Raw genomic sequence first — 19,612 nt, forward strand, 5'->3', positions numbered from 1 at the left:
TCGCAGTCAAGGGGCCTTGACTTCGTCGACGTCCAGGCCGCGGTCGACACCGTGGGAGATGACGTTCTGCCCGGGTTCGGGCTGCAGGCGCGTGCCGTCCAGATAGACCTCGACCTGGTCCGCTTCGAAGGAGACCAGGTCGTCGATCCTGTCGACCTCGCGGTAGGCGTGGCGGTACGACCAGGCGGCGCGGTGCGCCTCGCCGATGTCGTAGTAGTCGCACAGGCCCTTGTAGGGGCAGAAGGTCTGGCCTTCGACCGGGCGCAGTCGGGTTTCGTCGATGTCGGCGCGCGGGACGTACCAGCGCGGGGCGAAACCGGACTCGTAGAGCACGACGGGGTGTTCGGACCGGGCGAGCACGGTGTCGCCAAGACGGACTTCCAGGGTGCGGGAGGTGGTGCGGATGTCGATGCGGTGGTACGGGTCCGCGGCGTGTCCCAGGACGCGTTCGTCCTCCTCGTAGAAGGCATCCATGGTGCGCCAGGCGAAGGCGATACGGCCCTGGAGTTCGGCGGCATATCCAGGCAGTGCGGTGAATTCCCAGGCGGCGCGTTCGGTGGTGCGGTCGCCGGCGTGCACGGCGTACCAGGCGGTGTCGCCGAGGTCCTTGTGGTGGGTGACCTTGCCACTTGGGACCAGGGCCTGGGTGTCGATCTCTTCGCGGGGGAAGTAGGCGACGGGGTAGCGCCCCGGTTCGTGGAGCAGGATCACGTTCTCGCTGTCGGCGATCCAGGTGTCGTTGAACTTCACACGCATACGACGGCGCAGCCGCTCGGCGAACAGGAGCCGCTCGGGCAGCGGTTCGGGGGTGAGGAAGTGTCCGACGGCGCCTGTGGAGAGGGGGCCTTGCTGCCAGGACAGTCCCATGGCGGGTTCCCTTCTGGGACGGGGTGGACGGGCGGACGCTCAGTGAGACGGGCGGGATGCGGACGGGGGAGTGGCATTGGCCGGGGGCCCCGGCCGCCGCAGTCGCTCCGACGCCTCTGTGCGCTCCGACGCCTCTGTGTGCGCCTTTGTGCGTCAGTCGAGGACGCGGGAGAGGAAGTCGCGGATGTGCTCGGTGATGGTCTCGAGGTGGCTCTCCAGCGCGAAGTGCCCTGACTCGAGGAGGTGGACCTCGGCGTCCGGCAGGTCCTGGCGGAACGCCTCCGCCCCGGCCGGGCCGAAGATCTCGTCGCCCGCCCCCCAGACCGCCAGCAGCGGGACCCGGGAGTCACGGAAGTACTGGTGGACCCGCGGGTAGAGGTCCACGTTGGTCGGGTAGTCGCGGAACAGCCTGAGCTGGATCTCGTCGTTGCCGGGGCGGTCCAGCAGCGCCTGGTCGTGCACCCAGTTGTCGGGGCTGACCAGCGTGGGGTCGGCGACACCGTTCACGTACTGCCAGCGGGTGATCTCGGGGGTGAGGGCGCCCCGCATGGGGGCCTCGGTGTCCGGTCCCGGGGCCTTGGCATAGGCGAAGACGGCCTCCCAGAAGGGCTTGACGAAGCCCTCTTCGTAGGCGTTGCCGTTCTGGGTGATGATCGCCGTGACGCGCTCCGGGGCCCGGAGGGCGAGACGCCAGCCGATGGGGGCGCCGTAGTCCTGCACGTACAGGGCGAACCGGTCGATGCCCAGGTTCTGGAGCAGGCCGGAGGTGACGTCGGTGAGCGCGTTGAAGGTGTACGGGAAGTCCTCCGGAGCGGGCATCGCGGACTGGCCGAACCCGATGTGGTCGGGGGCGATCACGTGGTAGCGGTCGGCGAGCGCCGGAATCAGGTGGCGGAACATGTGCGAGCTGGTCGGGAAGCCGTGGAGGAGCACGACCGCGGGCGCCTGGGGGGCGCCGGCCTCCCGGTAGAAGACCTCGAGGCCGTTGACGGTGGCGGTGCGGTGGTGGACTGCGGAGACCATCTGCGTCTAACCCCTCTTTCGAGTTTTATCGGTTATATCTCCAGTCGAGCACGCTCCGACCTAACCTGTCAATTTCATTTAGCTGGTTAGTTTGACGGCGCCGGTCGGGGACGTCGATGCGCCCGAGGCGGGCGTCGGTCCGCCTCCAGCCTCGGTCCGTCAGCGCTCATCGGCCAGCGCACCGCCCCCGCGCCCGTCGCGGGTCACGTCCGATGCCCACGGCGACGCCGGCGCTCGGCCTCGGCCATCTCGCCCGCGATCGGAAGCCAGTAGTACGGAACGAACGCGGCGATCACGGCCATGCCGAGTACGGGAACGAAGGCGCCGATCAGGGTTCCGCCGGCGAGCCAGACAAGGGCGAGCCGGAAGCGCCGGCCGATCGCTGCCACGCCGGCCTCATCGATGGTGGCGGCGAGGAGTCGCCGATCCCGGCGGACATAGCCCCAGATGATGTTGAACAGAACGGCCAGAAGTTCGAAGGCGGCACCGTGGAGGACGACAGCGGTGCGCTCCCCGTGTCCGTCACGGAACGCCTGAGCCAGCACGGAGGCGGCGAACGGCAGGAACGCCACGTCCATGAGGAGCACGGTGTTGAGGAAGAGCACCACTCGGTCGGCGCTGCGGATGTGGTCGAACATGAGGTGGTGGTTGACCCACACCTGTCCGATCAGCATGAAGGTGACGACGTAGGCGAGGTAGGACGGCCAGAGCGTGGCGAGGCCGTGCAGCAGCCGGCTGGTGTCGTGCGGCGGGTGGATCTCCAGGACGAGCAGGGTGACAGCGATGGCGATGACACCGTCGCTGAACGCGACCACCCGGGCGGGATCGCGCTCCACGCCGAACGACGTCGCCCCTTCTCCCGGGCCGCCCGGTCCGTGAACAGGCTCTCTCATCGCCCCAGCCTCCGGCACCGTAGGCTCCGCCGCGCGCATCCGAGGAGCGTTTCCTCGGCGTGGGTCACCGCGCCGCCCCGCACCTCGCCGGCAGGCTCCCAGGTCACGGAATCGCGGCCGTACCGGCCCACGCATAGGATCGGCACCAGCGCACAGGTCACAGCGCCATGAGGGGCTGCCCGGGTCGGCCGCCTCGCAGGAGGTCCGTAATGGCGACGCTGCTGTCCGTCAACGTAGGCATGCCCAGGGATGTCTCCTGGCAGGGAAGGACCGTCCACACCGGAGCCTGGAAGGCCCCCGTCCAGGGTCCCCGCATGGTCCGGCGGCTGAACGTCGAGGGAGACGGTCAAGGAGACCTGGCCGGGCACGGCGGCGAGATGCGAGCCGTCCTCGTCTACCAGCTGCAGTCCTACCAGTACTGGCAGAAGCAGCTCGGTCGCGACGACCTGACCTTCGGGATCTTCGGAGAGAACTTCACCGTCGACGGACTGTCCGACGACGAAGTCCGGATCGGCGACCGGTACCGCATCGGGGAAGCCGAATTCGAAGTCACCCAGCCCCGCGTCACCTGCTACCGCGTCGGCATGCGCCTGGGCGAACCCGCCATGGCCTCCCTGCTGGTCGCCCACCACCGCCCCGGCTTCTACCTGCGCGTGATCTCCGAGGGACGCGTCCAGGCCGGCGACGAGATCACCCTCACCCGCAAGGGCAAGGAAGAACTCAGCGTCGCCGACACCGACGCTCTGCTCTACCTCCCCGACCGCGACCCCGCGAAGCTGCGCAGAGCGCTGAACATCCCCGCCCTCAGCCCCGGATGGCAGCAGTCCTTCCGCGAACTCGCCGCGGCCCAGCAGCCCAAGCAGGAACCGGGATGGCCCGGCGAACGCGCCACCACCCAGCAGCCCCGGGAAGCGCCGGCCTGGCCCGGATTCAAATCCATGCGTGTTGCCCGCATCGCCCCCGAGACCCCCACCGTCACGTCGATCTACCTCGACACCGCCGACGGCACCCCACTGCCGGAGGCCCGCCCGGGCCAGTACCTCTCCCTCCGCGTGCCCGTCGGCGACGCCGCCCCCGCGGTGCGCAGCTACTCACTCTCCTGCGTGCCCACGGACGGCACCTACCGCATCAGCGTCAAGCACGAGCCCCACGGGAAGGTCAGCGGCTACCTCCACGCCGCGCTCCGTCCCGGGGACCTCGTGGACATCGCAAGCCCCCGCGGAACGTTCGTCCTGGAGGAAAGCACCCGCCGTCCCGTCGTCCTCGCCTCCGCGGGGATCGGTGTCACTCCGGTGCTCGCCATGCTCCACCAACTCGCCGCCATGGCAGACCCCCGCCCCGTCTGGTGGATCCACACCGCTCACGACCGCGCCCACCACGCCTTCGCGGACGAGACCCGCACCCTGCTGGCGGGACTCCCCGACGCCCACGAGCACATCTACTACACCGCCGAAGCCCCCCACCCCGGCGAGCGCCACATCACGCGGGGCCGCCCGACCGCCCGATCCCTCGCCGCCCTGGGCATCCCCGCCGACGCCGACGCCTACCTCTGTGGACCGCCCGCCTTCATGGACGACGTCGGCGGCTTCCTCCGCGATCAGGGACTGCCCGCCGAACGGATCCACACGGAACAGTTCAGCGCGCTGCCGGCCATCAACCCCGGCGTCACACCCACCGCCGCGATCCAGCCGCACCAACCACCCGGCCCCACGGGCACCGGCCCGCTCATCACCTTCGCCCGCAGCGGCATCACCACCCCCTGGTCACCCGCCTGCGCCACCCTCCTCGAACTCGCCGAAGCCTGCGACATCCCCACCCGCTGGTCCTGCCGTACCGGCGTCTGCCACACCTGCGTCACGCACCTCGTGGCAGGCGAGGTCACCTACACCACTCCACCCCTCGAACTCCCCGAGCCCGGCACCGTCCTCGTCTGCTGCAGCGAACCGACCGCGGAAGTGGTCCTCGACCTGTAGTCGGCCGGCACCTGCACGCATGGTCGGCGGCTCCTCCGTCTGTTGCGGATGACCATGAACATCTCGCTGATGGGTTCATCGGTCGCCCCGCGCACGGCAGGAGACGATCGGCATGGTGTGCTTCTTGGTCCGGTCTCTACGGGGATACCCGGGGGGTCATTCGTTCGCCCGGACGTCGGCTGTGTCCGGGGAGGCGAGCCGGTGGCCGGGGCCGGGGTGCGAGCGCCGGACCGCCTGACCGTGTACCGGCATGTGGTGCGGGAATCCGATGCGGAGCACCAGGGCGGCGAGTGCAGCGGCCAGTACGACGACGGAGGCCAGGATCAGCGCCCGGTGGTAGCCGTGGTGGAGCAACGGGGCGGCGACCAGCGGGCCGAGGATCTGGCCGACCGAATATCCGGCGGTCAGCAGGGCCACGGCGCGGGGGAACCGCAGGTGCGTGCCGGCCGCGAGGGCCAGCGTGCTCACGCCGATGAAGGTCGATCCGAAGAGCACCGCGGAGATCAGTGCGGCCGCGACCCCGCCCACCAGCGCGGGCAGCGCGATGCCCACCGCCTGCACACCGAGCGCGGCGAACAGCAGGTCGGGGCGGGACCATCGGCGTCCCAGGGCGGCCCACAGTGCGGAGGACGGAACGGCTGCCAGCCCCACCAGCACCCAGGCACCGCCGCCGATCCAGCCGGGCGAGCTCTGCTCGATGGCCGCGACCAGGAAGGTGCCGGCGATGATGTAGCCGATGCCCTCCAGCGTGTAGGACGCGAACAGGGTGCTGAACCAGCGATGGGTGCGCGGTCCGGACATCGGTACGGCCGCTCCCGCCGCGGACGAGTCCGGCCGGGGGGCCGGTTCGGGGCGCAGGCCCCAGGCGGCGAGGGAGAGCGCCGCGGCCAGGGCTGCGGAGGCCCACCAGGCGGCCCGCCAGGTGCCGGCCGTGCGCAGCACCAGGACGAGCAGGCCCGACAGGGCGATCCCGGCGCCGACTCCGCCGAACGCCCAGCCGGGCAGGTGGGCCGGGTGCTCGCGCAGATGGCTGAGCAGTGAACTGGCGGCGATGACGAAGATCAGCGCGCTGAAGACTCCAGCGCCCAGCCTGAAGAGCAACCACAGGGTGGTGGAGTGAGTCAGCGGCATGGCCGCCAGAGAGGCGACCAGGGCCAGGAGGCTGCCGCGCAGCACGACTGCGGAACGCACCAACCGTGGCACGAAGGTCCCGGCCAGAGCTCCGACCAGGTATCCCACGTAGTTGGCGGTGGCCAGGTTCGCCCCTGCCCCGGCCGCCAGTCCCGCCTGCGTGTGCATCAACGGGAGAATCGGGGTGTAGACGAAGCGGCCCACACCCATGCCGGTCGCCAGCGCGGCAGCGGCCCGCGCTACGTGGGCCCAGGGTGAAGGGATCGCGCCTTTGGCGGCGGAAGCCCGGCCGTGCGGCGGTGTTGCGGTCATGCGGTGTTCCTCGCGGATGCTCGATCGATCAGCATGGGGTGCTGCCGGCCTGGCACGGCTCGCTGAACTGCGGCTCCGAAGCGGTGACCTACGGCGCTCCATCCATGGGGCCGCGTCCGCCGATCGACCGGCCGCACGGTGACCGCCCACGGCGTGGTCCCCGGAGGCATCGAGGTGACGTGCCGTCGGTTTCCCATGGGCCCAGCTTGCGCTCGCCACCTGGGCAGACTCCAGGACCGGCTTCCTCCCTGCTGGGAGCCTCAGTCTCCCAGGCGGCCGGCCTCGAACGGACCGTCAGCTTCCGCCGGCAACCGGGCGCCCGGCCCGGACGGAGTGCCCGGTTTCGACCGAGAGGGCGGTCATGGACGTTTCCCGGCCGTGTGCGTGGTCCTTTTGCGGGCCCGGTACGCGGCTGCCTTGATCTTGTTGCCGCAGGAGTCCATGCCGCACCACTGCCGTCGCGTGCCCCGTGAGCGATCGATGTAGACGCGGGTGCACTCGGGGTTGCCGCACTCCTTGAGCAGGGGTACGTCCGGCCCGCTCAGGAGCTCGACGGCGAGCCGGGCCACCGTGGACAGCGCCTCTTCGGGCGTCGCCGCCGTCCACCGGCCGGACGGGGTCAGCTGGGGCACAGCGGGAGGTTTGCGTGCCGCACTGTTCAGTACGGCGAGCGCCCCCTTGTCGTAGTCATCGCCCAGCCGTCGGGCCGTGACCAGCTGGTACAGGGCCTCCCGCAGGGTCGTCGCCTGCTCCACGTCGATCTCCCGACTGGGGGAGACCGCATCGACGATTCCCGACTCCACATACCAGGCGTCGAGTCGGTCCGGTGTCGCGAGCATCTCGAAGCGCGCCGTACGCCGGGCGCGGAGCGTCGCTGCGAAATCAAGGGCCGGGCTTCCGCATACGAAGACGTGGTCGAGATTCACATCACCATTTTGACAGGTGACCGGCTGGCACGAGTGTGTCGCCACGGCATCACCTGTTGAATCGGTGCCCCGTACGGGTTCACAGGCCCAGGTCGAGGGCGAGGCAGGAGAAGGACATCCATGATCCCTCGGGGTCGTAGGCGTCTCTCGTCGCGTCGCGGGGCGTCGTCGACTTCACCTCGACCATGTCCTCGTAGCGGATACGCTCGGGCAGCTTGCCGAATCGCGCGTGACGCGCGGCCGCAGCGCTTTCCGCGGTGTTCTGGCTCTCCACGGTCGACCTCCGCTCCATCGGTGACGGGTCGAGCCCGTCGGCTTCGGGTGGATGTCAGATTCCCATCCGGCATGTCACCTGTCAAGGTGGTGACGCGAGGTTGCCGCACGCACACCGCGACGTCGGCGCCGACGAGGGTGACTCCCGCCACTGCAATCGCACGCCGCCGTCCTGCAGGGGCGCGGTGGCTGCGAAGGGTTGCCTGCTGTGAGGAGCTTCACCGCAAACATGAGGGACCCCTCGGTTACGCTGGCAGGGCCGAACATGAGGGCCTCCTCCGGTTGGCTCGGACGGTTCGACGACGAGTTGCTGCGAGCGTGCATCGCAGCCCAACCGAAGAGGCCGGCCGCCCGTCTGCGCGGTCGCGCACGACACATGGAGATGACGATGAAGAGGGTGCTCACGCGTGTCCGGGTCCCCGTTGTTGCCGCGGCGATTGCGGGTGCGGCCCTGCTCGGTGGCACCGGCCAGGCTTTCGCGCAACCCGTTGCCCATGGCCAGGTCGCCGGCGCCGTACCCGAGAAGGCCCGTGACCTCGCCTCCTTCGCGGGCCGGCAGGTGCGCGGGCATGAGGGCGAACGCGTCGACGGGTGGGACGTCCGGGATGGGCGGGACGGGCGCCGACTGTACGTCTGGCACGAAGGCCGGTGGATCGACGTGACGCCGGTGCGCGAGGTCGCCGGTGCGAACCGCTGGTACCTGGACCAGCTCCGTGACGCCGCCGCTGCCGACCGGTGGTACGCGGACCAGCTGGATCAGGCCGCTGCCGACCGGTGGTACGTGGATCAGCTCGATCAGGCCGCCGCTGCGAACCGTTGGTACGTGGACCAGGTCGTTCTGGCCGGGTCGGCCACCGACGGCGCGGTGTGAGCAGCCGTGCAGCGCGACCCAGGATCATCGGAGCAGGGGCTGTGAACTCGTTGAGAACCGTGGCGCACGAGTTGCCCGTGCGGTTTGTCGTATCGCCGGACCTGTCGGTGCCCCTGTGCATGGGACTGCGGTACGAGCCCGGCGATCCGTATGCCGTCCGTGCTGCCTTTCACCCTCTCGGCGAGGGCCGGACGGTGGAGTGGGTCTTCGGCCGGGACATGCTGGCCCAGGGCCTGACCGGGCACGTGGGGCAGGGAGATGTCCGGATGTGGCCGACGGGGGGCCCAGATCGTGGAGTGCTCTCCGTCGCCCTGTCCTCGCCGGCGGGCTCGGCTCTGCTGGAGATCACCACGCAGGACCTGGCGGCCTTCCTGGAGGAGACGTACTCGGTGGTGCGACCGGGGTCCGAGTCCGAGCAGCTCGACCTGGACGCGGAGCTGGCCATGCTCCTGGCCGACAGCTGACGCCGGTTCCGCCCAGGCGGTGGCGTCCCGCGCTCCGGAGATGCCGAGCGTCCTCGACTCGCTTCCCCCGGCACCGTGGCTTTCCATGGAAGCAACGCCACTGACACAACGCCCGTGAGTCGGAGCCGTCGGCGCACGTCTACAGCGCGGTGGCGGCCACTGACCTGTCCCGACAGGACGGTTCTCATGATCAACAGGCGGGCCTTCGGAAAGACCGTCGGGGCAGGGGTCGCGGCGACGGCGGCCGCATCACTGGCGGGCCGGCTCGACTCCTCACCGACAGCCGTGGCCTCGACCACTCCGCCCCCAGGGAAGACGGCGGCGACGGCCGGGCGCGCGATGGGGCATACGTCGTTCACGTCGCTGAAGCATGTCAGGGCCGGCGAACTGAGGATCGGCTACGCCGAGACCGGGCCGGCCAACGGTCCGGCTGTCATCCTGCTGCACGGGTGGCCGTACGACATCCACAGCTATGTCGACGTCGCACCGCTGCTGGCCGCCGAGGGCTACCGGGTCGTCGTCCCTTACCTGCGCGGCTACGGCACGACGACGTTCCTGTCACCGAAGACCTTCCGCAATGCCCAGCAGGCGGTGTTCGCGCTGGACGTCATCGCCCTGATGGACGCCCTGCGGATCGAGAAGGCGCTGCTCGGCGGCTTCGACTGGGGTGCGCGGACGGCCGACATCATCGCGGCGCTGTGGCCGGAGCGCTGCAAAGCCCTGGTGTCGGTGACCGGCTACCTCGTCACCGACCGGGAGAAGAACAAGCAGCCCCTGCCCCCGGCGGCCGAGTGGGCCTGGTGGTACCAGTACTACTTCGCCACCGAGCGAGGGGAGTTGGGGCTGGCCGAGCACCGTCATGACTTCGCCGAACTGATCTGGCGCAATGTCTCCCCGACCTGGCACTTCGACGACGCCACCTTCGACCGCACCGCTGCGGCCTTCGACAATCCGGACTACGTCGGCATCGTGATCCACAACTACCGCTGGCGGCTCGGCCTCGCGGCGGGCGACCCACGCCACGACGGCATCGAGGCCAAGCTGGCGAGGGGCCCGGCCATCGCCGTGCCCACGATCACCGTCGACGGCTCGTCGGATCCGTTCACCCCGGCGGGCGACGGCGCCGCGTACCGCGCCAGGTTCACCGGTCCGTACGCCCACCGCACCCTCAAGGACACGGGGCACAACGTGCCGCAGGAAGCGCCGGAAGCGTTCGCCCAGGCGGTCTGGGACGCCGACCGTCTCTGACACCCCGAACTGCCGTCCCCGGTGGATGGTGCGCCTACCGGTGCTCCGGGTTCTCGGAGTCGCGTCGGCAGCCGGCGTCCCATGCGGTGCGCTGGTTGCCGTAGGCGGGAATGCCGCCGAGGTCCTTCAGGGCGCGGGCCAGGTGGAGCAGGTTCCAGGTCATGAAGGTGGTGTTGCGGTTGGTGAAGTCGTTCTCCGGGCCGCCCGAGCCGGGGTCGAGGTAGGAGGGGCCGGGGCCCGCCTCGCCGATCCATCCGGCGTCCGCCTGGGGCGGGATGGTGTAACCCAGGTGCTGCAGGCTGTAGAGGACGTTCATGGCGCAGTGCTTGACGCCGTCCTCGTTGCCGGTGATCAGGCACCCGCCGACGCGGCCGTAGTACGCGTACTGGCCCGCCTCGTTGAGCAGGCTGGAGCACGCGTAGAGGCGTTCGATCACCTGCTTCATCACGGAACTGTTGTCACCCAGCCAGATGGGCCCGGCCAGCACCAGAATGTCGGCCGCCATGACCTGCTGGTACAGGTCCGGCCAGGCGTCCGTCTGCCAGCCGTGCTCCCTCATGTCGGGCCACACCCCCGTGGCGATGTCATGGTCCACCGCCCGTACGACATCGACGTGCACCCCCTGCGCGTCCATGATGGCGGTGCTGCGGTCGACCAGGCCCTGCGTGTTGCTGGTCTCCGGCGAGCGTTTGAGGGTGCAGTTGATCACCAGGGCCCGCAGGTCGTCGTACCGGGCCGGCGGTGTGTCGGTGGCGGGCGACGAAACGGTCACACGGTCCTCCCAGAGCCTTGCCGCCGCCCTGCACGGCGACTCGTCCGACTTCCCCAGCGTGCGGGCCGGCCGCGGTGGCCGCCACCACAACGCCTCCGAATGGCCCCGGCGGTCCGCGCCCTGCGCCGACGGCCGAGGGCCGAGGTCGTGGAGCACGTCTCCGGAACCCCGGCGAGGAGAATGACGGGGGCGGGCCGCACTCGGCCGCCACGGCCACACGACGTGGCGGGGCCCGGGAGTCGTATCCAGCTCCCGGGCCCCTGGGGATGCCACCCAATTGCGCACGCCGGCGGCGTTTAAGAGGTCGGATCAGTCATCATGCCGTCGTGTTCTTCCTTTGAACTACCGCAGCAGGAAAGAGCTGCAGGCGAGAGTCGAACTCGCATCCGACGGCGTTCGTCCGGCCTCCGTCGATCCGGCGATCGGCGGCGATGCTGAGACTGGAGCGAGAGTCTGAGATTGACCGCGGCCGCCTCTGCCATGTTGGGCTACCCCGGCCCGTCGGTGGTGCTGTGCCGGGGGAAGGACTCGAACCTTCACTGTCACCGCGTGTTTCAGGCTGAACTTCAGTGTCAGCTTGCGCTCATCGCGCGCGCCGGTCCTCAGTCCGGCCCGCGCGTGTGGCGCACCCCCGCGCTCGCACGCGGGGGCGATCGTGGATGCCACCCGTGGTCGGCGTCAGCCGAGCAGGTAGCCGAACACCGCGTCGCCGATCCGCTGGTCGGTGACCTCGGCGCCGTTGGCCTCCTCGCGGGCGAACTTCACCGCCCGCTGGAGCTTCTCGACCCGCTCCACCAGCTCGTTCACCCGCCGCGCCGGGAGCGCTCCGGAGAACTTCACGGTCGTCCAGTACCCGATGGGCACGTCCTCGTAGTACACCTCGACCTGCGCCGGGTGCTTCTCGGTCGCCTCCGCCTTGACGTGGTTGCGCGGGACCTTCTTGGTGCGGATCGTGCGCACCGGGTCCGTCTTCCACCAGTCCGTGGACGGGTCGTGCGACCAGGATTCGGCGGCGTCGAGGGTGGGGAGCTTCCTGACGAACGTGTGCAGGTCGGTGAGCTGCTTCTCCAGGAAGAGGAGGTAGCTGACCGGGACGCCGGTGAGGATCGTCCGGCCGTCGACCGTGACGTCGGCGCGGGCCGCGCAGTTCGCCCAGTCCTTGGTGGCGGTCACGTCGAAGAGCCGGGTCAGCGACGCGGACATCTCCCGCAGCACGTCCTCTGCCTGCACCTGTACCCGCGTGGACTCGGGCGGCAGCTGCTCGCCCTCCTCGTCCTTCGGCTGGTACGTACGCGAGATACCGGCCAGCAGGGCCGGCTTCTGCACCTTGTGGTGCGCCGCGGTGATGTCCTGGAGCGACTTGCTCTTGACGCCCTTCTCGACGGCGATGATCTGGTTGAGTTTCGCCACTTCGGGTCCCCCTTCGAACTGGCAGGAACGTATCCCACCGGTTCGAACACGCGCACCCCCTTTATCGCCCGGTACGTGAGACGCCGTCACCCCGTGTGCCAGCGGGTGTCAGAGGCCGGTGCCGGTGCCGGTGCCGGCGCGTGGTGCGATGTCGAAGTCGAACGCGAGGGTCCCGGGGTCCAGGGCCGTCGTCCCGCCGTCGACCGGGAGCACCGCACCGTTGACGTAGGACGCCGTCGGGGAGAGCAACCAGGCGATCGTGTCGGCGACTTCACGCGGCTGACCCGGCCGGCCCATGGGCAGCGGCCTGGTCGCCTCCGCGTAGGCGGAGTCCACACCGCCGTCCGCCAGGCCCGCTTCCCTGGCGAAACGCGCCATGCGCCGGTCGGCCATCTCGGTCCTCACCCAGCTGGGGCACACGACGTTGGCACGCACCCCCGCGCGCCCGTAGTCGACGGCTACGGAACGGCACAGCGACACCAGAGCGGCCTTGGACACGGCGTAGGGGGCGTTGCCCTGGCCGTTGCGCAGGGCGGAGACCGACGCGACGGCCACGACCGCACCGCGCGCCCGGAGCAGATGAGGGATCGATGCGCGCAGGAGCAGCATCGGACCGGTGACGTTGGTGCGCATCACCTCCTCCCAGTCCGCCGGCGACAGGTCCCCGACGGTGCCGCCGCGTCCGATGCCCGCGTTGAGCACGACGCCGTCCAGTCGCCCATGGGCGTCGAGGGCCGTACGGACAAGGTCGTCGACGGCGTCGGGGTCGCCCGCGTCGCCCGGACACGCGAGCGCGCCGGTCTCCTGCTCCAGCCGCCGCAGCGGCTCCGCCCGGCGCCCGGAGACCACCACATGGTGCCCCTGGTCGCGCAGCAACCGGGCGGTGGCCTCGCCGATGCCGGATCCGGCGCCGGTCACGATGACAACTCGCTCGTCCATCGGAGTGGTTCAGCTTTCTGTTCCGGGAGCACGCAGGAAGCCGATCGTAGAAGGGTCCCCGCGCCGGGCCTCCCGCCACCGTCGATCTTGAGACACACACAACCGCCCCACCGACCGCGCCGGAGGCCCCTTCGTCGGCCACGCGCCTGCGCGGCGGACGGGACCAGGCTCAGTCCGGCGCGCCCTGCCTGTCGCACGAGCCCGGCCGCCCGCTCAGGCGTACGGCCTCCAGGGCGATGTAGAGCTCGGCGGAGCACTCCGCGTCGGTGGCGCGGCGGCCGGTCAGTTCGGCGATGCGGTTGAGGCGGTACAGGACCGTGTTGCGGTGGCAGTGCAGCCGGCCGGCCGCCGCCGTCGTCGATCCGCCGCAGGTGAACCAGACGTGCAGGGTCTCCAGCAGGGTGGCCTGTTCCCGCGGGGGCAGCGCGAGCAGGGGGCCGAGGACCGCCCGGGCGACTTCCTGCGCCATGTCGGGAGAGGCCGCCGCGAGGAGCGACACCGGCGCGCTGCCGTACAGGTGGGTGCCGCCCGTTCCGTGGGGCAGGCACTGTACGGCGAGTTGGGCCTGCCGCCAGGCCGCCGGGGCGTTCACCGGCGAGGTGAAGGCACGGCTGATCCCGACCCGGGACAGCGCGATGTCGGACAGCTGGTCGACCGCATGCGCGATGGCCTGTTCGTCGGTGAGGGCCAGCAGGCCCACCCAGGCCCCTATCGGCTGGATCCACTCGGAGCCGATCCCGGCGGCACGCAAGCGGCTTCGTATGCTGGGCAGTGGCTCGACCCCGTCGAGGACCTCTGCGCAGACCACCAGAAAGGGGCCCTGCCGGTCGAGGTCCAGTACGCGTGCGATCTCCCATGCGCTCGCACTGGTGCCGGCCCTGCCGTCGAGCAGGGTGGTGAGCATCGTGCTCCGAGCCGTGGTGTCTCGACGCGACTGTTCCTCGACGGTGGCCCGGTAGGCGTCGGCTGCCGCACTGGAGTAGTCGTCGATGGCCGCCCAGATGTCGGAGGCCATGTGCAGCAGTTGCACGGTGCTCTCCTCATCGACGGCGGTCGCGAGCAGCCGGTCCCAGATGAAGCGGCCGGCCAGCCGGTAGGCGTGCAGGAGTGCGGCGAGCGGGATGCCCTGTGCGGCCTGGAGCCGGCCGGCGGCGCGGGGTGCCTGGAGCGTGGTGGGCCGCCCCTGCAGCGCCGCGAACATCGTGGTCAGGTTGTCGCGGACCACAGCGCGCAGCTGTTCCCGGCCGAGCAGCGTGCTCTCGGCGTACGAGTGCTCGCCTCCGAGGATCTCGGCGGTGAGGTCCGCCGCGAGCCGGTCCACCTCGGCCAGCAGGCGGCCGACCAGTTCGACAACCCGGTCGGCGGCCCTCAGCTGCGTCGTCACGGGCGCAGTGTAATCCGGCGGGACTGTGCGCCGGCACAGTCCCGCGTCCCCTTTTCCCGCCCCCTGCCTATGGCCGAAACCGGCGGCGAGCGGTGGAATCACCGGCGGCGTGTCCCACCGTGGCTCGCACGGATCGGGCATGTGCACAAGTCGTGGCGGATCGAAGGAGATCGCATGGACAGCTGGGGACACGCACCCGGTACGGCAGGGATGGGGCGCCGGAGATTCCTCGGGTATGTGCTGGCCGCCTCGACCCTGACCGTGGCCGCCGAACTCGGTGAGGCCGTGCTCGCGCCGGACGAGGCGGCGGCCGTCGTCCCCTCCGTGCCGGGTCCGGCGGAGATCTACGACCTCAACGACATGCTCACCGATGCGGCACTTCCCACGGCGAACCTGATCACGATCCGGATCGACAGCGACGGCACGGCCTCCTTCGCGCTGCCCCGGGCAGAGGTCGGACAGGGCATCACGACATCCAGCGCCATGCTGATCGCCGAGGAACTGGAGCTGCCGCTGGAGCGGATCAGGGTCACGCTCGCGGACGCGCGGCCGGAGCTGCTGTTCAACCAGCTCACCGGCGGCTCCAACACCACGATCTCGACCTTCACGCCGATCCGGGTGGCCGCCGCGGTGGCCCGGGGCAGGCTGTTGAGGGCGGCGGCCCTGGAACTCGGGGAGGCCCTGGACACCCTGACCGCCAAGGCCGGGGTCATCACCTCGTCGGCGAGCGGACGCAGTGTCACCTACGGTGAACTCGCCGGAAAAGCAGCCTCGGTGACGACAAGTCAGGTGGCGGTCGCGCTCAAGGAGGCCACGCACTTCGAGGTCATCGGCACCGCGCAGCGTCGTATCGACGCGCGGGAAGCGGTGACCGGGCGCAAGACGTTCGCCATGGATCTGCAGATCCCCGACGCCCTGCCGACGATGGTGTGCCGGCCACCGACGATCAACGGCACCGTGCGCTCGGTGGAGAACCTCACCGAGGTGCGGGCGATGCCCGGCGTCACCGACGTCGTGGCCGTCTCCACCGGCGTCGCCGTCCGCGGGCGTACGTTCGGCCAGTGCATCGACGCCGTGCGCGCGCTGAAGGTCTCCTGGGGCCCAGGAACGGCCGACGCACAGAGCGACGACACCGTCCGCGACGAACTCCGCCGGGCCGAACTCCCGCTTCCCGCACTGGACCTGCTGACCAAGTCGGTCGACGCCCGGTTCACCTTCCACTTCGCGAGCAACAGCGCGCTGGAGACCAACTGTGCCATCGCCGACGTACGCGACGGCTCGGCCGAGATCTGGGGAAGCCTGAAGTCCCCGATCGTCGCCCGGGAGCAGATCGCGCTGAAGCTGGGGCTGCCGGTCTCCGCGGTGAAGGTGCATGTCACCGAGGGCGGGGGCTCCTTCGGGCGGAAGCTCTTCCACGACGCCGCCGCCGAGGCCGCCGAGATCTCCAAGGCGATGGGCAAGCCGGTCAAGCTGATGTGGCACCGCACCGACGACTTCCGTCAGGGCCGTACCCACCCGATGGCCACCTCGCGGGTGCGCGCCACCTACGCCCTCGGCCAGGTGCTCGCCTACGACCAGCGGCACACCTCCGTGGCCACCGACTTCGGCCACGGAGTCGGCGAGATCATCACCGCTCAGGCCGCGCGGCTGCCCGTCGGCGACCTCACCTTCTCCGAGACCATCTTCGCGCTCAGCCAGCAGACCCCGTACAACTTCGGCGTCGTCACCCAGGTGCTCGGCGAGACGGACAAGGGCTTCAACACCGGCTCCATGCGCAACATCTACTCGCCCAATGTGCGCTGTGCGCAGGAACTGGTCGTGGACGAGCTGGCCAAGCGGATGGGCAAGGACCCCTACCGGTTCCGCCGGGAGTTCCTCAAGGAGGAGCGGGCGCGGGCCGTCCTCGACAAGGTGGCCGATGTCGGGGAATGGGGCCGGAGCATGCCCGCCGGGACGGCGCAGGGCATCGCGCTCCATCCCGAGTACCACGCGTACGTCGCCGTCCTCGCCGAGATCGACTGCCGGCCGGAGACCACCGGGCGCACGGTCCGCGACGCCTACACCGGCCCGCGCGTCACCAAGGTCGTGTGCGCCGTCGACGTGGGCCTGGCGGTCAACCCGCGAGGCCTCGAGGCGCAGATGATGGGCGGCATCATGGACGGCATCGCGATCACCCTCAGCTCCGGCCTCCACCTCGACAACGGCCACTTCCTGGAAGGGAGCTGGGACAACTACTTCTACACCCGGCAGTGGAACACCCCGCCCGAACTGGAGATCGTCGTCATGCCGCCGACCACCGGGCAGCCCGGCGGCGCGGGCGAGCTGGCCGTGGCGGGTGCGGCCGCCGCCGTGGCCTGCGCCTACGGCCGGGCCACCGGCTCCATGCCGACGAGCTTCCCGCTCAACCACGCCGGTCCGCTCGGCTTCGAGCCGCTGCCCACCACACCGCCGATCCCCGCGTCCCCCACCGACGGACTCGAACGCACCTTCTAGGAGACCACGTGCCCCGACACACCTTCATCCTCAACGGCGAGCGGGTGACCGTCGACATCGAGGACGACGTCCGGCTGCTCTGGGTGCTCAGAGACGTCCTCGGCGTCACCGGACCGAAGTACGGCTGCGGTCTCGGCGTCTGCAAGGCCTGCACCAGCCACATCAACGGCAAGGCCTTCAACCCGTGTTCGGTGCCGGTGAAGGACATCGGCACCGATGACGAGATCACCACCATCGAGGGCCTGCCCGGCACGGTCGGCGCGGACCTGCACCCCATGCAGGAGGCCTGGCTGGAGTACGACGTCGCCCAGTGCGGCTACTGCCAGCCCGGCCAGATCATGACTGCCGTCGCCAAGGTCCGCCAGGCCCGCGAGGAGGGCCGGGAGATCACCGAGGCCGACCTCGACGAGATCCGCAACGTCTGCCGCTGCGGCACCTACCACCGCATACGGCAGGCGATCACGGCCGGCGAGAAGAAGTACTGAGGCGCCGTGCTGGACCTCGCCGGGCAGTTGGAGCCATGGTGCGCCGAGGGTCCCTCCGGCCTCCTGGGGAAGGAGATGTGGCTGAGCGGGAACGACATCGTCGGGGCGGGTTCGGGGATCCCGTCCTGGAGGCCACCGTACGGGCCGAGGACGCCGCTGCGGCTGCTGGTGGAGTCGAGGGCGGTGCGGCCCGAGGATGCTCGTCCGCCGTACCCATGGCAGGAGGCTCGGCGCTCGTGCGGCTGTGCTCACCGATCGGGGTCGACCTCGGCGCGTGTACCCCGGAGGAGACGGCCCTGTCGACAGCGGCCGAGATCGTGGCCGTACACCATGGCAGCGGGGGCACACCGCTGACCGGCGGCGACGGTCCTATTCATGGCCGGCGGGCTTCAGTTGGAGCGCGTTCTCCCAGATCCTGTTGAGCGTGGTCACCAGCCGTTCGAAGGGGATGCGCTGCCCGAGCACGAACACGCTGTAGGCCATGCGGCTCACCATGCCGGACAGGGCGTGGGCCGTCACCAGGGGATCGAGCGTCGGGTCGGCCTCGCCGCTGTCCTGCAGGGCGCGGATCATCTTGGCGTTGCGTCGCGCGAAGGCGTTGCCCCGCTCGACCCGCAGGGCCAGGAAGTTGTCGTCGATGTGGGCGACCTGCTCGAAGAGGGCCATCAGGCGCGCGTTCTTCTTGTACGAGCGCAGATAGTCACGGTTGGCCGCGTCGATGAGCTGCCGGGTGTCGGTGATGCCGGTGCGCTCGCGCAGGTGCGGGTGGAGCATCTCCTCCTGCACGATGGCCACGAGTGCCCGGAAGACGTCCTCTTTGTCGTTGAAGTACGTGTAGAACGAGCCGGACGCGACATGGGCGGCCGCGGTGATGTCGGTGATCCGGGCGTCGAGATAACCGTCGCGCTCGAAGACCTCGCGCGCCGCGGCGATGAGCGCGTTGCGCGTGCGCTCGCCCCGGGGGCTGCGCGGGGCGAGCGGTTGCCGGGAGCCGTCATGAGCCGGGGCCTGGGAAGCCAATGCAGTCCATTCGCCGTCGTTCGCACACATGCAGGTGGCAGCAGATGATAGTCGCCGCCGGGCGCATCGGCCCCGGCTGCCGCTTCAGGCTCCCTGGCCGACGGATCCGAGGAAGCGGAGCAGCGCTGCGTTGACCTCCTCGGGCCGCTCCTGCTGCACCCAGTGACCGGCGCCCTCGACGACGACGAGTTCACGCAGGTCGGTGAGGACGTCTCCGAGGCGGTCCGCGGGCATGAACCTGGCGACGGGGTCCTTGGATCCGGTGAGGAAGAAGGACGGTCGCGTGATGGGGCGTCCCTCCAGTTCCCGGGTGAGCGCCCAGTTGCGGTCCATGGCGCGGTAGTAGTTCAGGCCGCCCGTGAAGCCCGTCTCCTCGAAGGCCTTGACGTAGTAGGCCAGCTCGTCCTCGTCGAGCCACGGCGGCGGTGCGAGCTCCGCCTCCTCGCGGGATGCCCACTCGGCGGACCAGACCTCCGGCGTCACGAGCGTCCCGCGGACGTTCCGCGCCAGCGCCGGCTCGGCGACTCCGGGCTCCTGGAACCACACCATGTAGAAGTCGTCGCCCAGACGCGATCGCAGGACGGGCAGCGGCGGGACAGGGGAGCGCGGGGTGACGGGGACGCTCAGGCCGGCCACGGCGCGCACCCGTCCGGGGTGCAGCCAGGCCATGTGCCAAACGACGTTCGCTCCCCAGTCGTGTCCCACGAAGACCGCGTCCTCGGCACCCACGTCGTCCAGGAGGCCCGCGAGGTCCCCGCACAGGTTCAGCACGTCGTAGGCCTCGGCGTCCCGCGGCCGTGAGCTCCCTCCGTAACCGCGCATGTCGGGGGCGAGGACCCGGTATCCGGCCTCGGCCAGGGCGAAGACCTGATGCCGCCAGGAGAAGGCGAGCTCGGGAAACCCGTGGCACAGCACGACCGGCGGTGTGCCGGGCCTGTGCTCGCCATGCTCGAAGACGCGCAGCGTGATGCCGTTCGTCGTGACATCACGCGAGACGAGGCGCTCCCAGTCCGCGAGTGAAGCCTTCGTCGTCATGTGCCACCGCACCGCCAATCGGCCGACCCGTCGAGCGAATCTTCCCTGCTCGCTGGGGAGTTGTAAGTATTGAACTTGACGTTGGATTCAACT

Annotated in this window: 18 protein-coding genes and 1 pseudogene; 7 read left to right on the top strand and 12 right to left on the bottom strand. The window is 70.2% G+C overall.

Features of this window, described 5'->3' with window-relative positions:
* Positions 1-6: 6 nt before the first annotated feature.
* The 3 genes from SRB17_RS27185 to SRB17_RS27200 form a co-directional block, all read right to left on the bottom strand.
* Entirely contained in the window at positions 7-867 is an 861-nt protein-coding gene (locus tag SRB17_RS27185) for a DUF427 domain-containing protein (protein ID WP_153542750.1), read from the bottom strand.
* A 153-nt stretch (positions 868-1,020) separates the two neighbouring features.
* Positions 1,021-1,890, bottom strand: a complete 870-nt coding sequence (locus SRB17_RS27190) for an alpha/beta fold hydrolase (protein ID WP_153542751.1) — start codon at positions 1,888-1,890, stop codon at positions 1,021-1,023.
* A gap of 203 nt (positions 1,891-2,093) precedes the next feature.
* Positions 2,094-2,783 carry a TMEM175 family protein gene (locus tag SRB17_RS27200; RefSeq protein WP_228396301.1) on the bottom strand — a complete coding sequence of 230 codons (690 nt, stop codon included), beginning with the start codon at positions 2,781-2,783 and terminating at the stop codon, positions 2,094-2,096.
* A 209-nt stretch (positions 2,784-2,992) separates the two neighbouring features.
* Between SRB17_RS27200 and SRB17_RS27205 the strand changes: the two genes are divergently transcribed.
* The gene (locus tag SRB17_RS27205; RefSeq protein WP_153542753.1) at positions 2,993-4,756 is read left to right on the top strand and encodes an MOSC and FAD-binding oxidoreductase domain-containing protein; all 1,764 of its coding nucleotides are present in this window, start codon (positions 2,993-2,995) and stop codon (positions 4,754-4,756) included.
* A gap of 156 nt (positions 4,757-4,912) precedes the next feature.
* On the opposite strand, the gene SRB17_RS27210 is transcribed toward SRB17_RS27205, so the two are convergent.
* The 3 genes from SRB17_RS27210 to SRB17_RS27220 form a co-directional block, all read right to left on the bottom strand.
* Positions 4,913-6,097, bottom strand: a complete 1,185-nt coding sequence (locus tag SRB17_RS27210) for a YbfB/YjiJ family MFS transporter (protein ID WP_153543020.1) — start codon at positions 6,095-6,097, stop codon at positions 4,913-4,915.
* A 461-nt stretch (positions 6,098-6,558) separates the two neighbouring features.
* On the bottom strand, positions 6,559-7,125 hold the full coding sequence (locus SRB17_RS27215; RefSeq protein ID WP_323376301.1) for a CGNR zinc finger domain-containing protein: 567 nt from the start codon (positions 7,123-7,125) through the stop codon (positions 6,559-6,561).
* A 79-nt stretch (positions 7,126-7,204) separates the two neighbouring features.
* A complete protein-coding gene (locus tag SRB17_RS27220; protein WP_323376302.1) occupies positions 7,205-7,399 on the bottom strand; it encodes a hypothetical protein in 195 nt (64 codons plus the stop codon).
* 387 nt (positions 7,400-7,786) lie between these two features.
* On the opposite strand from SRB17_RS27220, the gene SRB17_RS27225 reads away from it, so the two are divergent.
* The 3 genes from SRB17_RS27225 (at position 7,787) to SRB17_RS27235 (ending at position 9,981) form a co-directional block, all read left to right on the top strand.
* Positions 7,787-8,269, top strand: coding sequence for a hypothetical protein (locus tag SRB17_RS27225; RefSeq protein ID WP_153542755.1), 483 nt, complete (start codon positions 7,787-7,789; stop codon positions 8,267-8,269).
* A gap of 77 nt (positions 8,270-8,346) precedes the next feature.
* Positions 8,347-8,733 (top strand): SsgA family sporulation/cell division regulator, encoded by a 387-nt coding sequence (locus SRB17_RS27230; protein ID WP_416237092.1) that lies wholly within the window; start codon positions 8,347-8,349, stop codon positions 8,731-8,733.
* Positions 8,734-8,919: 186 nt separating this feature from the next.
* Complete coding sequence (locus SRB17_RS27235; RefSeq protein WP_153542756.1) at positions 8,920-9,981, top strand: alpha/beta fold hydrolase; 1,062 nt, start codon at positions 8,920-8,922, stop codon at positions 9,979-9,981.
* A gap of 34 nt (positions 9,982-10,015) precedes the next feature.
* Here SRB17_RS27235 and SRB17_RS27240 read toward each other — a convergent pair whose 3' ends face one another.
* From SRB17_RS27240 to SRB17_RS48135, 4 genes are all read right to left on the bottom strand, one after another.
* Positions 10,016-10,753 (bottom strand): flavodoxin family protein, encoded by a 738-nt coding sequence (locus SRB17_RS27240; RefSeq protein WP_323376304.1) that lies wholly within the window; start codon positions 10,751-10,753, stop codon positions 10,016-10,018.
* Between the two features lie 678 nt (positions 10,754-11,431).
* The gene (locus SRB17_RS27245; RefSeq protein ID WP_323376305.1) at positions 11,432-12,163 is read right to left on the bottom strand and encodes a hypothetical protein; all 732 of its coding nucleotides are present in this window, start codon (positions 12,161-12,163) and stop codon (positions 11,432-11,434) included.
* A 108-nt stretch (positions 12,164-12,271) separates the two neighbouring features.
* Positions 12,272-13,102 carry an SDR family NAD(P)-dependent oxidoreductase gene (locus SRB17_RS27250; protein WP_153542757.1) on the bottom strand — a complete coding sequence of 277 codons (831 nt, stop codon included), beginning with the start codon at positions 13,100-13,102 and terminating at the stop codon, positions 12,272-12,274.
* A gap of 169 nt (positions 13,103-13,271) precedes the next feature.
* On the bottom strand, positions 13,272-14,486 hold the full coding sequence (locus SRB17_RS48135) for a PucR family transcriptional regulator (RefSeq protein WP_194294155.1): 1,215 nt from the start codon (positions 14,484-14,486) through the stop codon (positions 13,272-13,274).
* Positions 14,487-14,660: 174 nt separating this feature from the next.
* Here SRB17_RS48135 and SRB17_RS27260 point away from each other — a divergent pair, with 174 nt between their 5' ends.
* The 3 genes and pseudogenes from SRB17_RS27260 to SRB17_RS46635 all read left to right on the top strand — a co-directional run.
* Entirely contained in the window at positions 14,661-16,979 is a 2,319-nt protein-coding gene (locus tag SRB17_RS27260) for a molybdopterin cofactor-binding domain-containing protein (RefSeq protein WP_153542759.1), read from the top strand.
* Positions 16,980-16,987: 8 nt separating this feature from the next.
* On the top strand, positions 16,988-17,464 hold the full coding sequence (locus tag SRB17_RS27265; RefSeq protein ID WP_323376306.1) for a (2Fe-2S)-binding protein: 477 nt from the start codon (positions 16,988-16,990) through the stop codon (positions 17,462-17,464).
* 233 nt (positions 17,465-17,697) lie between these two features.
* Positions 17,698-17,886, top strand: a pseudogene (locus tag SRB17_RS46635) (XdhC/CoxI family protein); the annotation flags it as partial.
* Here the strand turns inward: SRB17_RS46635 and SRB17_RS27270 are convergent.
* Together SRB17_RS27270 and SRB17_RS27275 are read right to left on the bottom strand one after the other, a co-directional pair.
* The gene (locus tag SRB17_RS27270; protein WP_228396302.1) at positions 17,834-18,484 is read right to left on the bottom strand and encodes a TetR/AcrR family transcriptional regulator; all 651 of its coding nucleotides are present in this window, start codon (positions 18,482-18,484) and stop codon (positions 17,834-17,836) included. The pseudogene SRB17_RS46635 and the gene SRB17_RS27270 overlap by 53 nt on opposite strands.
* A gap of 84 nt (positions 18,485-18,568) precedes the next feature.
* Positions 18,569-19,519: an alpha/beta fold hydrolase gene (locus SRB17_RS27275; RefSeq protein WP_153542761.1), complete on the bottom strand. Its 951-nt coding sequence runs from the start codon at positions 19,517-19,519 to the stop codon at positions 18,569-18,571.
* Between the last annotated feature and the right edge of the window lie 93 nt (positions 19,520-19,612).

The organism is Streptomyces sp. RB17, from assembly GCF_009604455.1.
GTDB lineage: Bacteria > Actinomycetota > Actinomycetes > Streptomycetales > Streptomycetaceae > Streptomyces.

What these genes read in the sequence shown, in the direction of transcription:
- SRB17_RS27185 (WP_153542750.1), bottom strand. Translation starts at nt 867, where the DNA reads ATGGGACTGTCCTGGCAGCAAGGCCCCCTCTCCACAGGCGCCGTCGGA.
- SRB17_RS27190 (WP_153542751.1), bottom strand. Translation starts at nt 1,890, where the DNA reads ATGGTCTCCGCAGTCCACCACCGCACCGCCACCGTCAACGGCCTCGAG.
- SRB17_RS27200 (WP_228396301.1), bottom strand. Translation starts at nt 2,783, where the DNA reads ATGAGAGAGCCTGTTCACGGACCGGGCGGCCCGGGAGAAGGGGCGACG.
- SRB17_RS27205 (WP_153542753.1), top strand. Translation starts at nt 2,993, where the DNA reads ATGGCGACGCTGCTGTCCGTCAACGTAGGCATGCCCAGGGATGTCTCC.
- SRB17_RS27210 (WP_153543020.1), bottom strand. Translation starts at nt 6,097, where the DNA reads ATGGGTGTGGGCCGCTTCGTCTACACCCCGATTCTCCCGTTGATGCAC.
- SRB17_RS27225 (WP_153542755.1), top strand. Translation starts at nt 7,787, where the DNA reads ATGAAGAGGGTGCTCACGCGTGTCCGGGTCCCCGTTGTTGCCGCGGCG.
- SRB17_RS27235 (WP_153542756.1), top strand. Translation starts at nt 8,920, where the DNA reads ATGATCAACAGGCGGGCCTTCGGAAAGACCGTCGGGGCAGGGGTCGCG.
- SRB17_RS27250 (WP_153542757.1), bottom strand. Translation starts at nt 13,102, where the DNA reads ATGGACGAGCGAGTTGTCATCGTGACCGGCGCCGGATCCGGCATCGGC.
- SRB17_RS27260 (WP_153542759.1), top strand. Translation starts at nt 14,661, where the DNA reads ATGGACAGCTGGGGACACGCACCCGGTACGGCAGGGATGGGGCGCCGG.
- SRB17_RS27275 (WP_153542761.1), bottom strand. Translation starts at nt 19,519, where the DNA reads ATGACGACGAAGGCTTCACTCGCGGACTGGGAGCGCCTCGTCTCGCGT.